The organism is Mesorhizobium sp. (assembly GCF_004962245.1).
Taxonomy (GTDB): domain Bacteria; phylum Pseudomonadota; class Alphaproteobacteria; order Rhizobiales; family Rhizobiaceae; genus Mesorhizobium.
Window position 1 is genome coordinate 42,632 of record NZ_SUHQ01000026.1, and the last position, 13,197, is coordinate 55,828.

Sequence of the window (13,197 nt, forward strand, 5' to 3'; positions counted from 1 at the left end):
GTGTTCGCGAGGCCGACAGCCCGCGTCCCGCAGCCTTTGTGCGCGCCGAAAGGCGCTGATGGAGAGACCCCGATGGCTACCCAGCGCATCCTTGACTTCCTCGCCACCCGACGTCCGAACGGCCCTTGCCTCGTCGTCGACCTCGATGTTGTGCGCGACAATTTCCGCGCCTTCGAGAAGGCGCTTCCCGATTCGAAGATCTACTATGCGGTGAAAGCAAACCCGGCGCCGGAAATCCTGCGCCTCCTTGCTGCGATGGGCTCGTCCTTCGACACCGCTTCCGTTGCCGAAGTCGAGATGGCGATGGACGCCGGTGCGCCGGCGGACCGCATCTCCTTCGGCAACACCATCAAGAAGGAGCGCGACATCCAGCGCGCCTATCAGCTCGGCATCCGGCTGTTCGCGGTCGACTGCGTCGAGGAGGTCGAGAAGATCGCCCGCGTCGCACCCGGCGCCCGCGTGTTCTGCCGCGTGCTGACCGACGGCGAAGGCGCCGAATGGCCGCTGTCGCGCAAGTTCGGCTGCGTGCCGGCGATGGCGGTCGACGTGCTGCGCCATGCCAGGACACTCGGCCTCGATGCCTATGGCGTGTCGTTCCATGTCGGCTCGCAGCAGACCGACCTGACCGCCTGGGACCGCGCGCTTGGCGATGCCAAAAAGGTGTTCGCCACGCTCGCCGAGGAAGGCATCGTCCTGAAGATGGTCAATATGGGCGGCGGCTTCCCGACCCGTTACCTCAGGGATGTGCCGGTGGCACAGGCCTATGGTCAGGCTATCTTCACGGCCCTGCGCAAGCATTTCGGCAATGCCATCCCGGAAACCATCATCGAGCCGGGCCGCGGCATGGTCGGCAATGCCGGGGTCATCAAGTCGGAAGTCGTGCTGATTTCGAAGAAGGCCGACAACGACAATGTGCGTTGGGTGTTTCTCGACATCGGCAAGTTCGGCGGTCTCGCCGAGACGATGGACGAGGCGATCCGCTACCCGCTCGTGACCGCGCATGACGGCACCGAGACCGCGCCTTGCGTGCTCGCCGGCCCGACCTGCGATTCGGCCGACGTGATGTACGAGAAGACGCCGTATCCGCTGCCCTTGTCGCTGACCATCGGTGACGAGGTGCTGATCGAGGGCACCGGCGCCTACACGACGACCTACGCCTCGGTCGCCTTCAACGGCTTCGAGCCTCTCCGATCCTACGTGATCTGACGGCTCGCAAGAGTCGCTCAGATCACCCGAGGCGGGCGAATGGATCGCCCGCTCCGGCTCGCCTGTGGAACAGATCTCCGCTCGCCAGGGATTACGGAAATGGACGTTGTAGATTTCATTGTTGAAGGCGCTGCGCATGGGGCAGGCGCTTCATGCGCGGCGACCCCCTCTGTCGCCTTCGGCGACATCTCCCCCTCAAGGGGGGAGATTGCCAGCGCTTTTGCCATCGTCGCCGAAACCGCTGCCGATGTTCCGGCGCGCGAAGCCTTGCTCGATCGCGCCATGGGCTTGAGCCGCAAGAAAAAATCGTCGGAAAGGCTGCGGCGCGGCCGCCGGCCTTCGGAAGGCCTGGCCTTTGTCGCGCGCGATGCTTCGGGCGCGGTCACTGGCACCGTGCGCCTATGGGATGTCGTGCTGGGTGAGGGCGGTCGGGCAGCCCTTCTGCTTGGCCCGCTCGCCGTCGATCCCACAATCAAGAATGCCGGCATCGGCTCGGCGCTGATGCGCCATGCGGTCACCGAAGCCGCGCGTCTCGGCCATGCCGCGATCCTGCTGGTCGGCGACGCGCCCTATTACGAGCGCTTCGGGTTCTCGGCGGAGAAGACCGGCTCGCTGGCCATGCCGGGACCTTATGAGCGGCACCGCTTGCTGGCGCTGGAACTGGTGGAAGACGCGCTCGCCGACGCGCGGGGCACGCTGAAGGCGGCAGGGCGCAAGCTGAAGGTGCAGCGGCTGCCGCTTGCTGCCTAAATCTCATCGAGGCTTGAAAGAAAAGCAAAGCGCCGCCCGACAGGTGGCGCTTTGTTCTATCGGTGGACAGTCAGCCGATCAACTGGCTGAGTGCCATAGCGACCGTCATGTCGCCTTCGACCTTTATCTTGCCGGACATGAATGCCATGGTCGGGTTGAGGTCGCCTGATATCAGCGAGTCCAGATCGTCGAGCGAGAGCTTTATGGTGCAGTCGGCCGGTGCGTCGGTGGTCGAGACGGTCGCGCCGTCGATGACGATGACGCCGTCGCTGCCGGTATCGAATTTCACGGAACGATCGAACCCGGCACTTGCCACGCGCGAGCTGATCTTGTCGGCAATCTCTTGAACGCCCATGGCCGTTCTCCTCGTCTCGTTGCGTTTGTCGATGTTGGGACTTCGATCTGGCCGAAGCCGCCGTCTTGCGCATTTCGCGACACGGTCGCTGGCGCATATAGCTTCGGGTTGACGTTTACGTCAACGCAGTTCCGCGTGACGAAGATGGTCGTATCGCCGCAGTGAAGCTGTGCTCTCCACACTACCTGTGGCGACCGGCATCGCGGTTGCCATGCGATGTCGCCGGGCGTATCAGGCAGCCTTGAATATCCGCGAGCCGCTCTGGTGCTTTCCAGAAACGAACCACAAGTCTATGCCCGCCGGCTGCGCGCGGTGCTGATCCGGTCGCTGCCGCTGCTCGAGGCGCGCGGCATCGTCGTCGTGGTTCTGGCCGCCGTGGTTGGGGTGATGGCGGGCGTGCTGGTCACGGGAATGAGCGAGCTGGTGTTATACTTGCACGAACTGCTGTTCGGCGTTCAACCCGGTGGGCGACTTTCAGCGATGTTTTCGCTGGAGAAACCGGTGCAGGCGCTGATGCCGGCGATCGGCGGCATCCTGCTCGGGCTGACGGTAATCTGGCTGAGAGTGCGAAAGTTCCGCACCCCGATCGATCCGATTGAAGCCAATGCGCTCTATGGCGGGCGCATGTCGCTGACCGACACCTTCATCATTGCCGGGCAGACGATGATCTCGAGCGGCTTCGGCGCTTCGGTCGGGTTGGAGGCCGGCTATACGCAAGTCGGTTCCGGCCTGGCGTCGCGGCTGGCGCGCTTCTTCAGGCTGCGTCGCAACGATGTTCGCATCCTGGTCGGCTGCGGCGCAGCCGGTGCGATCGCTGCCGCCTTCGACGCGCCGCTGACCGGCGCCTTCTATGGTTTCGAGCTGGTCATCGGCATCTACTCGGTCGCCAATGTGGCGCCGGTCATGGCCGCCGCGATCTGCGCCTCGTTGACCGCCGAGGTCTTTGGCGGCGTTCCGTTTCCGCTGGAGCTCTCCGGCCTGCCGGCGCTCACCCTCAGCCAGTATTTTCCGTTCCTGCTGCTCGGATTGTTGGGCGGCGGCGCTTCCATCGCCGTCATGCATCTGGTGACGCTGGTCGAGCGCGGTTTCGCACAGCTTGCCATCGATGCCTCGCTGCGCCCCTTCATCGGCGGCTGCATCGTCGGGCTTCTGGGGTTGATCACGCCGCAGGTCCTGTCCAGCGGCCACGGCGCGCTGCATCGCGAATTCGCGATGAATTACGGGCTCGCCGTGGTGACCAGCGTTTTCGTGCTCAAGCTGGCGGCATCGGCCATCTCGCTGGGCTCGGGCTTTCGCGGTGGATTGTTCTTCGCCTCGCTGTTTCTCGGTGCCCTGCTCGGCAAGATGTTCGCCGAGGTCATGGCGTTCGTCTCGCCGGCGACCGGCATCGATCCCGCGGTCGCGGCTGTCGTCGGCATGACGTCGCTGGCTGTCGGCGTCGTCGGCGGCCCGCTGACGGTGACGTTCCTGGCGCTGGAATCGACCCGTGACCTGACACTCACCGGAGTGGTGCTGGCGGCCTCGATCATGGCGGCGATCCTGGTGCGCGAAACATTCGGCTATTCCTTCTCGACATGGCGTTTTCATCTGCGCGGCGAGACGATCCGCAGCGCGCATGATGTCGGCTGGATGCGCAGCCTGACGGTCGGAAGCATGATGCGAAAGGACGTCCGCACCATCGATGCCTCGAAAACGCTGGCGGCTTTTCGCCAGGAAGTGCCGCTCGGTTCGGCCCAGCGCGTCGTCGCGGTGGATGCCGGGCAGCACTATATGGGCGTGCTGATTGTTGCCGAGCTGCACAGCGACCTGTCCGACGGTGAGACGCCGGTGCTGTCGCTGGCCAGGTTCAAGGACGCCGTGCTGGTGCCGAGCATGAACGTGCAATCCGCGGCCGAAACCTTTCAGCGCGCCGGCGCCGAGGAACTTGCGGTCGTGGAGGATTTCACGAACCGCGTCGTCGTCGGGCTTTTGACCGAAGGCCATCTGATGCGGCGCTATGCCGAGGAGCTCGACAAGGCGCGGCGGGATCTGTCGGGCGAGGGGTAGGGCGGCAAACTACCGCCTAATGCTCAATCGGTCCTTTCGGCATGACGATCGCCGTGCCGGCGGTTGTCGGACGTTCGATCATGCGGCGGACGCGGGGCGGCTCGTCGCCGCTGTGCAGCGCCCGTATACGCTCGCCGATGACGGCGTCGGCATGGGTGGCCCGCTTGTTGTGGCGGATGTATTCGAGCCATGTCGGCGTGTGATAGTGCTCGATCCATATTGCGGGATTTTCGAGATCGCGTGCCAGCGTCCAGTTGCGGGCGCCATCGCGGCGACGGATGCGGCCGCGTTCGGCCATGGTGGCGAGGAATTCCGGCACGTCCTCCTCACGGATGATGTACTCGATCATGATGGCGATGGGGCCGCTGCGCAGCTTGAGGTCGAGGCCGAGATGCGGCTCCTTGAAGCGGTTCAGCGGATCGAGGTTGAGCACCGCCTGCTGCGGCAAGGGCAGCAAGAGGCCGATCGCGCCGCCCGCCAGCATCGCGACACTGGCCGCGATCAGCGCGAATTCGGCGCCATGCGCATCGGCGACGACACCCCAGATCCAGCTGCCGAGCGCGATGCCGCCGAAGGTCGCCGTCTGATAGACCGAGAGCACCCGGCCGACGACCCAGCGCGGCGTCGACATCTGCACCGTGACGTTGAAATGCGACAGCGCGATCACCCAGCAGGCGCCGCCGATGAGCAGCCCGAGCGACGTCTGCCAGGCGTGGTCGCTGACGGCGGCATTGAAGGCGCAGAGCGCGAAGCCGGCGAATGCCATGCGCACCATCGTCTCGCTGGACAGCATCTGCCTCAGCCGGACACTGATCAGCGCGCCGCCGACGGCGCCGATGCCGAAAGCGCCGAGCATAATGCCGTAGGTCAAGGCATCGCCCTTGACGACGTCGCGTGCCACCAGCGGCAGCAGCGCCAGAACCGCGCCGGCGCTGAAGCCGAAGGCCGCGCCCCTGACCAGCACCTTGCCGATGTTGGGCGACATGGCGACGTAACGCAGGCCGGCGCCCATCGCCGCGCCCAGCGTCTCGCGCGGCAGCGTCGAGGCCGGCAGGTCCGGCTTCCAGCGGGCCAGCACGATGATGAGCCCGACGTAGCTCAGCGCGTTGGCGGCAAAGGCCGCCGCAGCACCCGCGGCGGCAACGATGATGCCGCCGATCGCCGGCCCGACGCTGCGCGTCAGGTTGAAGCCCAAGGAGTTGAGCGCGACGGCAGCCGGCAGCTTGGCGCGCGGCACCATGTCGCCGACAGAAGCCTGCCATGACGGGTTGTTGAGCGCCGTGCCGCTGTCGATCAGGAAGGTGAAGGCGAGCAGCGTCCACGGCGTTATCAGGCCAAGGTAGGTGAAGACGGTCAGCAGGACCGAGACGACCAGCATGAAGGTCTGGGCAATCAGCATGACCTTGCGCCGGTTGAAGCTGTCGGCGATGGCACCGGCAACGAGCGCAAACAGCATGATCGGCAAGGTGGTCGAGGCCTGGACCAGCGCGACCTGATAGGACGAGGTGGCGATGGTGGTCATCATCCAGGCGGCGCCGACGCCCTGGATCAGGCCGCCGAAATTCGAGACCAGACTGGCGGACCACACGGCGCGGAAAATGCCGTGCCGGAACGGCGCCAGCGCCGAGACGCGTTCGCTGTCCGGCTCGTCGTCGATCATGGATATTTCCCCGACTTCAAATGCTGACGTCTTCCGGTGAATCGGCCCCTCATACCGTCCTTTCAAAATAGAACATCACATCGCAAAGGGCGAACGCCTTTTCGAAAAAGATCATGGTCCAACAACAGGATAGCGGAGGCAAAAATATGCCCGGACAATAATTTCCCGCGCATCGCAAGGCTGTATAGTTGCAGCCGACTCCACGTCAGCCAGCGTCTTGCCTGCGGTATGGAGCGCTCCGGTGAGGTTGCCTCCAAAGGCGTCTGCCGGCGATCCTGACCGGTTCGGTCGGATGCCTCTTACCGATCCTCGAATCCGGTCAGCACGCCGACGGCGTTGACGCCGATTTCCTCGACGGCATAGCCGCCTTCCATGACAAACAGCGTCGGCAGGCCGAGCCTGGCGATGCGGCGGCCGATCTTGGGATAATCGGCGCTTTTCAGCTTGAACTGGCTGATCGGATCCTTCTCGAACGTGTCGACGCCGAGCGAGACGACGACGACATCGGGAGCGTAAGCCGCAAGTTTCGCGCAGGCGTCTTCCAGCGAGGCATTCCAGGCGTCCCATGTGGTGCCGAACGGCATCGGATAATTGAGGTTGAAGCCTTCGCCGGGCCCGGCGCCGCGTTCGTCGGCATGGCCAAGGAAGAACGGATATTCGGTCATCGGGTCACCGTGCAGGTTCAGCACCTGCACGTCGTCGCGGTTGTAGAATATCTCCTGCGTGCCGTTGCCGTGATGGTAGTCGACATCGAGGATCGAGACGCGTTTGGCGCCCTGGTCGCGGAACCATTGCGCGGCAACGGCGGCGTTGTTGATGTAGCAGTAGCCGCCCATGAAGGCGGCGCCGGCGTGATGGCCGGGCGGGCGGCAGAGCGCGAAGGCGGACGCCTCGCCGTCCTTGACCAGGGTGGCCGCGGTCAGCGCCACGTCATAGGACGACTTGATCGCCTCCCAGGTGCCTTTGACGAAGGTGGCGCCGCCGTCGAAGGAGTAAAAGCCAAGCAGCGCATCGATGGTTCTGGGACGCACATCGCCGCGCAGGCCGCGCGTCGGCCACGTGAAGGGGAGAGCCGAACCTGTCCGGCCGGACGCCTCCCAGAGCGGCCACACGGTCGGCAGGAAATCGATGTAGTCGTTGGTATGCACTTTCCTGGCGGCAGCCAGATCGTGGGTCTCGGGTGGCAGGATCGGGCCGAGCTTTTCGCTCTCCACCCTCGCCTTGATGAACTCGGCGCGCGAGGGCTTCTCGAAGGCCGGTACGATGGCGCCTGAAATGAGCTCGATGTTGCCGGCATGACCGGCGTGGAGAGGGGAGAAAACAGTCTTCATTTTTGGGGCCGGCTCGCTCTTCGAGTTGCGCATCTGTCGTTGACAGACTGCTTTGTGGCAGAGAGTTTCAGCGCCGCCAAGAGGCATTCCAGAGTGTTATTCCAAGTGGCAGCAGACGGCTTGCCAGACGCCAATACTCTGCTAGCCTAAGCTCAAACGGGAGAAAATTATGCCGCTATCGGCCGATCTGATCGTCGAGAACGCCAGCATATTGACGATGGATCCCGATACCCCCCGCGCCGAAGCCATAGCCGTCAAGGGTGGTGAGATCATTGCGATCGCAGATCGCGCAACTGTGCTGGAGCACAAAGGCCCCGGCACGCGCGTCATCGACGCCGGGCGCGGCTCCGTGGTGCCCGGCTTCATCGAAGCGCATATGCATCTTTTCGCCGGCGCGGCCGAGCTCGATCATCTCCAACTGATGGGCGTCCACGGTTTTGAGGCGCTTTGCGACGCTGTGCGCCATTATGCCGCAAAGCGCCCGGCCCTGCCCATTCTGCAGGCGCAAGGCGCCGACTACACCATCCTGTCGGCGGCCGAGCGGGTCAGCCGCCATCATCTGGACCGCATCCTGCCGGACCGGCCCTTCGTCATGGCGGCGCCCGACCACCACACCATGTGGGCGAACACCAAGGCGCTGGAAATGGCCGGCCTGCTTGGGGGCAAGCAGCTTGGCCCGGGCAATGAGATCGTCATGGGCGATGACGGGCTGGCCAGCGGCGAATTGCGCGAGGGCGAGGCTTTTGGGCCGCTGATCGCACTGGCCGGCGAGGGTCGCGTGCGGCTCGGCCTGGCCACCGGCGGCGAGCCGGACCCTAAGCCGACGCCGGCGCAGCAGGCCTCCGACCGGGCGATCATGCGCCGCGGGCTGGAATGGTGTGCCAGGCACGGCATCACATCGATCCAGAACATGGACGGCAATCTGCACCAGCTCGAACTCCTGTCCGAGATCGAGGCCGAAGGCGGATTGCTCTGCCGGGTGCAGGTGCCGTTCCACTACAAGAATTTCATGACGCTCGACATGCTCGACAAGGCGTCGACGATGGCTGAGCGCTACAATGGCGAATGGCTGTCGTCGGGCATGGTCAAGGTGTTCTACGACGGCGTGCTCGATTCATGGACGGCGGTGATGGTCGAGCCTTATGCGGATCGTCCGGATTGGGCGGGCGAGCCGCTGTTCACGCCGCAGCAGTTCATCGACCTAGCCGTGGCCGTCGACAGGCGCGGGCTGCAGATGGCGGTGCACTCGATCGGCGACGGTGCCGTACTCGCTGTCCTCGACGGCTACGAGGCGGCACAGAAACAAAACGGCAGGCGCGACAGCCGGCATCGGGTCGAGCATATCGAAGTGGTCACCGCCGCCGACGTGCCGCGCTTCGCAAAGCTTGGCGTTATTGCCTCGATGCAGCCGCCGCATCCGCCGGGCAGCATGGGCTTGCCGCTGGAGCCGACGGTGTCGCGCATCGGGCGCGCCCGCTGGCCGCTGAGCTATGCGTGGCGGACGCTGAAGAATGCCGGCGCGCGGGTCGTCTTCGCCTCCGACTGGCCAGTGTCGCAGATCGATCCGATCCTGGGCATTCAGGCGGCAATGCTGCGCAAACCGTGGGCAGACAGCGATCCCGACCAGAGCTTCTCGCTGCATGAATCGCTCGGCGGCTACACGGTGGAAGGCGCCTACGCCGAGTTCATGGAGCATCGTAAAGGCCGCCTGAAGACCGGCTTTATGGCCGATCTCGTGGTGCTCTCAGCCGATATCGAGGCGACCGCGCCGGAAGCGCTGCATACGGTGCGGCCGGTGACGACGATCTGCGGCGGCAAGGTCACTTATCAGGCATGACGGTGGCACGGGAATTGCGTTCTGAATCGGGATTCAGATGTATGCTTGCCAAGCCACACGCCGTGTGCTGACAATCGAGTGGGAACTGGATCCGCCATAAAGAGCGGACACAAGAAATGGGGTAATCGTGCCGGAACAACCGGGTAGAAATGCAATTGAAGTTCGTGGCGTCCGCAAGGTCTTCGGTATCGGGGAGTCACAGGTCGCCGCTCTCGACACGGTCTCGGTGTCGATCCGTGAAAATGAGTTCTTCACGCTGCTTGGTCCGTCCGGCTGCGGAAAGACGACGCTTCTGCGGCTGATCGCCGGCTTCGACTTTCCGAGCGCCGGCGAGATCCTGCTGCATGGCCAGGACATCGCACCGCTGCCGCCGTTCAAACGACCGGTCAACACCGTGTTCCAGAACTATGCGCTGTTCCCGCATATGACGGTGGCCGAGAACATCGGTTTCGGCCTCGAAATGCTCGGCAAGCCGAAGACCGAAGTGAAGGCGCGGGTTGCCGAGATGCTGAAGCTGGTCAAGATGGAGGCGCTCAGCAACCGCCGCACCAGCCAGATTTCCGGCGGCCAGCAACAGCGCGTGGCACTGGCGCGGGCACTGGCGCCGCAGCCGAAAGTGCTGTTGCTCGACGAGCCGCTGTCGGCGCTCGACTTCAAGCTGCGCAAGGAGATGCAGATCGAGCTGAAGCGGCTGCAGCATGAGACCGGCATCACCTTCATCTTCGTCACCCACGACCAGGAAGAAGCGCTGACCATGTCGGACCGCATCGCGGTGATGTCGTCGGGCAAGATCCTGCAGATCGGCACGCCCTGGGATATCTATGACAAGCCAGCGGAGCGCTTCGTTGCCGACTTCATCGGCGAAACCAATTTCCTGACCGCAGCCATATCAGGCATGGGCAACGGCAAGGCACGCGCAACGCTCAAATCCGGCGTGACGATCGACGCGACCGTGGCTGAAGGCTTCCAGCCGAAGGATAACGCCACCGTGGTGGTCAGGCCGGAGCATGCCAAACTTACCAGCGGCAAGGGCGACCTGTCAGGCACGGTCGAGAACATCGTCTATTTCGGCACCGACACCCACATCCATGTTCGTCTGGACAGCAGCGAGGCCTTCACCGTGCGCCAGCAGAACACGCGCAGCGCCGGCTGCGGTTTCGAGCTGGGAGACAGAGTCGGCATTTCGATCGGCAACGACGCCGCACAGATACTGAGGGACTGATGGCTAGCGCGGAAGAAGTCGCCGAGCAAGCCGAACGCCGAGAGATCCGTGGTCGCTGGCTTCTGTCGGCGCCGGCACTGATCATCATCTTGCTGGCGGCCACCGGCCCGCTGCTGATCGTGGTGATCTACTCGTTCCTGACGCCGGGGCCCTATGGCGACGTGGTGTGGAAATTCTCCACGGACGGCTGGCTGTCGGTGGTGATGCAGCGCGACATCTTCGACGACACGCTGGCCTTTGCGGACGCGCATCTGTCGATCTTCTGGCGCTCGGCCAAACTGTCGTTTCTGACGACGATCTTCACGCTGCTCTTTGGCTTCCCGACCGCCTATTTCATCGCCACCCGGCCCGCGCGGCAGCGCGACATCTGGCTGTTCCTGATCACCATCCCTTTCTGGACCAATCTGCTGATCCGCACCTTCGCCATCCAGGAGGTGATCCGCAACGAGGGCATCGTCAACACGGTGCTCATCAAGCTCGGCATCATCAGCCAACCGATCCAGATGATGTTCACCGATTTCGCGCTGATGGTCGGCATGACCTATGTCTATCTGCCGCTAATGGTGCTGCCGCTCTATGCCAGCATGGAGAAGATCGACTTCCGGCTGGTCGAGGCGGGGTACGATCTCTACGCCAACCGGTTCCAGGTGCTGAGGCGAGTCATCATTCCGCTGGTCAAGCCTGGCATCGTCGCCGGCTCGATCCTCGTTTTCATCCCGGCGCTCGGCGCCTATGTCACCCCGCGCGTGCTCGGCGGGACGAAGAATATGATGCTCGGCAATCTCATCGAACTGCAGTTCGGGCAAGGCCGTAACTGGCCGCTCGGCTCCGCGCTGTCGATCTCGCTGATGGCGATCGTGATGGTCGCGCTGCTCTTCTATGTCCGCTCCGCCGGGCGTCAGGGCGGCACGCATGGCTAGCCGCTTCGACATCCGCCGGCAGACCGGCTTCGCGACCATCGCGATGATCTGCTTTTTCGCGCTGTACCTGCCGATCATCACGCTTGTCGTCTATGCCTTTAACGCCGGCAGTTCGATCGCGATCTGGGAAGGTGTGTCGCTGCGCTGGTTCTACCAGGCCTGGAACAACAACCAGGTCGTCGACGCCTCTATCCGATCGCTGCAGATCAGTTCCGTCGCGGCGATCGTTTCGACGATCGTCGCCACCATGGCCGCGCTTGCCACGACCCGGACGAAGCCATATCCCGGCCTCGGCTTCAAATACGCCTTCATTAACCAGCCGCTGATGGTGCCGGAAATCGTCACCGCGGTGGCACTGCTGATCTTCTTTTCGCGCATCAAGATCTGGACCGGCTATTCGGGGCTGGGCTACCTGATGGTCGCGCATACGGCCTTTTGCATTCCCTTTGCCTATCTGCCGATCCGGGCGCGGCTCGAGAACATGGATCTGTCGTTGGAGATCGCTGCGGCCGACCTCTATGCGACACCCTGGAAGGCTTTTCGGCGCGTCACCTTTCCGCTGCTCTGGCCAGGCATCCTTGCCGGGCTGATGCTGGCCTTCGTCATCTCGCTGGACGACGTCGTCATCACGGAGTTCGTCAAGTCCGGCGGCCAGGATACGTTGCCGACTTACATGCTCGGCCAGTTCCGGCGCGTTATCACGCCGGAAATCAACGCGATTTCGACGGTGTTCCTGCTGATCTCGATATTGATCGTCACCGTCTTCTTTTTCATCAGCAGGAAAAAAGATCAGGAGTGACAGGAGAGAAACGATGAATTGGAAACTGACTGCGACGGCGCTCAGCGCCGCGCTGTTCGCCTCGGCGGGTCTCGCCCGCGCCGACGGCGAACTCAACATCTACAATTGGGGCAACTACACCAGCCCCGACCTCATCAAGAAATTCGAGGAAAAATACAAGGTCAAGGTGACAGTCACCGACTACGATTCCAACGACACGGCGCTCGCCAAGATCAGGCAGGGCGGCAGCGGCTTCGACATCGTGGTGCCTTCGGCGAGCTTCGTGCCGATCTGGATCCAGGAAGGTCTGCTCTTGGAGACAGAGCCCAGCAAGATGGAGAACTTCAAGAACATGGACCCGAAATGGGTCGACGTTCCCTTCGATCCAGGCCGCAAATACACCGTGCCGTGGCAGTGGGGCACGACCGGCGTGACAGTCAACACCTCCGTCTACAAGGGCGATCCCAACACTTCCGCCATCTTCATGGATCCGCCGCCGGAACTAGTCGGCAAGGTCAATGTCGTGCCCGAAATGGCCGACATCATGCATCTTGCCATCACATATGTCGGCGGCGAGCCCTGCACCGGCGACAAGGAAGTGCTGAAGAAGGTGCGCGATGCGCTGGTGGCGGCCAAGCCCAAATGGATCTCCATGGACTACGGCACGGTCGAGAAGTTCGCCAAGGGCGACTTCGCAGCCAGCGTCGACTGGAACGGCGCGTCCTTCCGCGCCCGCCTGCAGAACAAGGACATGGTCTATGGCTATCCGAAGGAAGGCTATCCGATCTGGATGGACAATCTCGCGGTGCTGAAGGACGCCAAGAACGTCGAAAACGCCAAGCTGTTCCAGAACTTCATCATGGATCCCGAAAACGCGGCGCTGATCTCGTCTTTTGCGCGCTACGCCAACGGCATCAAGGGATCGGAAGCTTTCATGCCCGAGGACATGAAGACGGCGCCGGAGGTCAATATCCCCGCCGAGTTCGCCGACAAGGGCAAGTTCATGTTGAGCTGCGCGCCCGACGTGCAGGCGCTCTACACCAGGATCTGGACCGAACTGCAGAAGTAATCGCCCTACCTTGGACCCGGCAG

11 protein-coding genes are annotated in these 13,197 nt (G+C 63.4%); 8 read left to right on the top strand and 3 right to left on the bottom strand.

Annotated features, from left to right (window positions below; genetic code table 11):
- The first annotated feature begins 72 nt into the window (after nucleotides 1-72).
- Together odc2 and E5X88_RS24580 are read left to right on the top strand one after the other, a co-directional pair.
- Nucleotides 73-1,206 carry an ornithine/lysine decarboxylase gene (gene odc2 / locus E5X88_RS24575; RefSeq protein WP_292165880.1) on the top strand — a complete coding sequence of 378 codons (1,134 nt, stop codon included), beginning with the start codon at nucleotides 73-75 and terminating at the stop codon, nucleotides 1,204-1,206.
- 99 nt (nucleotides 1,207-1,305) lie between these two features.
- Nucleotides 1,306-1,956 (top strand): GNAT family N-acetyltransferase, encoded by a 651-nt coding sequence (locus E5X88_RS24580; RefSeq protein WP_292165881.1) that lies wholly within the window; start codon nucleotides 1,306-1,308, stop codon nucleotides 1,954-1,956.
- A 70-nt stretch (nucleotides 1,957-2,026) separates the two neighbouring features.
- Here E5X88_RS24580 and E5X88_RS24585 read toward each other — a convergent pair whose 3' ends face one another.
- Nucleotides 2,027-2,311 (bottom strand): SCP2 sterol-binding domain-containing protein, encoded by a 285-nt coding sequence (locus tag E5X88_RS24585; RefSeq protein ID WP_292165882.1) that lies wholly within the window; start codon nucleotides 2,309-2,311, stop codon nucleotides 2,027-2,029.
- 264 nt (nucleotides 2,312-2,575) lie between these two features.
- Between E5X88_RS24585 and E5X88_RS24590 the strand changes: the two genes are divergently transcribed.
- On the top strand, nucleotides 2,576-4,357 hold the full coding sequence (locus E5X88_RS24590; RefSeq protein WP_292165884.1) for a chloride channel protein: 1,782 nt from the start codon (nucleotides 2,576-2,578) through the stop codon (nucleotides 4,355-4,357).
- Nucleotides 4,358-4,373: 16 nt separating this feature from the next.
- On the opposite strand, the gene E5X88_RS24595 is transcribed toward E5X88_RS24590, so the two are convergent.
- Nucleotides 4,374-6,017: an MFS transporter gene (locus tag E5X88_RS24595; RefSeq protein ID WP_292165886.1), complete on the bottom strand. Its 1,644-nt coding sequence runs from the start codon at nucleotides 6,015-6,017 to the stop codon at nucleotides 4,374-4,376.
- Nucleotides 6,018-6,316: 299 nt separating this feature from the next.
- Complete coding sequence (locus tag E5X88_RS24600; RefSeq protein WP_292165888.1) at nucleotides 6,317-7,348, bottom strand: histone deacetylase family protein; 1,032 nt, start codon at nucleotides 7,346-7,348, stop codon at nucleotides 6,317-6,319.
- Nucleotides 7,349-7,517: 169 nt separating this feature from the next.
- On the opposite strand from E5X88_RS24600, the gene E5X88_RS24605 reads away from it, so the two are divergent.
- From E5X88_RS24605 to E5X88_RS24625, 5 genes are all read left to right on the top strand, one after another.
- The gene (locus E5X88_RS24605) at nucleotides 7,518-9,185 is read left to right on the top strand and encodes an amidohydrolase (RefSeq protein WP_292165889.1); all 1,668 of its coding nucleotides are present in this window, start codon (nucleotides 7,518-7,520) and stop codon (nucleotides 9,183-9,185) included.
- A 127-nt stretch (nucleotides 9,186-9,312) separates the two neighbouring features.
- Nucleotides 9,313-10,407 carry an ABC transporter ATP-binding protein gene (locus E5X88_RS24610; protein ID WP_292165891.1) on the top strand — a complete coding sequence of 365 codons (1,095 nt, stop codon included), beginning with the start codon at nucleotides 9,313-9,315 and terminating at the stop codon, nucleotides 10,405-10,407.
- The gene (locus E5X88_RS24615) at nucleotides 10,407-11,327 is read left to right on the top strand and encodes an ABC transporter permease (RefSeq protein ID WP_292165893.1); all 921 of its coding nucleotides are present in this window, start codon (nucleotides 10,407-10,409) and stop codon (nucleotides 11,325-11,327) included. The genes E5X88_RS24610 and E5X88_RS24615 overlap by 1 nt, the downstream gene beginning before the upstream one ends.
- The gene (locus E5X88_RS24620) at nucleotides 11,320-12,126 is read left to right on the top strand and encodes an ABC transporter permease (RefSeq protein WP_292165894.1); all 807 of its coding nucleotides are present in this window, start codon (nucleotides 11,320-11,322) and stop codon (nucleotides 12,124-12,126) included. The genes E5X88_RS24615 and E5X88_RS24620 overlap by 8 nt, the downstream gene beginning before the upstream one ends.
- A 13-nt stretch (nucleotides 12,127-12,139) precedes the next feature.
- Entirely contained in the window at nucleotides 12,140-13,174 is a 1,035-nt protein-coding gene (locus E5X88_RS24625) for an extracellular solute-binding protein (RefSeq protein ID WP_292165896.1), read from the top strand.
- Nucleotides 13,175-13,197 lie beyond the last annotated feature (23 nt).

Excerpts from the sequence above, each read along its gene's own strand:
- E5X88_RS24625 (WP_292165896.1), top strand. The coding sequence starts at position 12,140 with ATGAATTGGAAACTGACTGCGACGGCGCTCAGCGCCGCGCTGTTCGCC.
- E5X88_RS24620 (WP_292165894.1), top strand. The coding sequence starts at position 11,320 with ATGGCTAGCCGCTTCGACATCCGCCGGCAGACCGGCTTCGCGACCATC.
- odc2 (WP_292165880.1), top strand. The coding sequence starts at position 73 with ATGGCTACCCAGCGCATCCTTGACTTCCTCGCCACCCGACGTCCGAAC.
- E5X88_RS24595 (WP_292165886.1), bottom strand. The coding sequence starts at position 6,017 with ATGATCGACGACGAGCCGGACAGCGAACGCGTCTCGGCGCTGGCGCCG.
- E5X88_RS24605 (WP_292165889.1), top strand. The coding sequence starts at position 7,518 with ATGCCGCTATCGGCCGATCTGATCGTCGAGAACGCCAGCATATTGACG.
- E5X88_RS24600 (WP_292165888.1), bottom strand. The coding sequence starts at position 7,348 with ATGAAGACTGTTTTCTCCCCTCTCCACGCCGGTCATGCCGGCAACATC.
- E5X88_RS24580 (WP_292165881.1), top strand. The coding sequence starts at position 1,306 with ATGGACGTTGTAGATTTCATTGTTGAAGGCGCTGCGCATGGGGCAGGC.
- E5X88_RS24585 (WP_292165882.1), bottom strand. The coding sequence starts at position 2,311 with ATGGGCGTTCAAGAGATTGCCGACAAGATCAGCTCGCGCGTGGCAAGT.
- E5X88_RS24615 (WP_292165893.1), top strand. The coding sequence starts at position 10,407 with ATGGCTAGCGCGGAAGAAGTCGCCGAGCAAGCCGAACGCCGAGAGATC.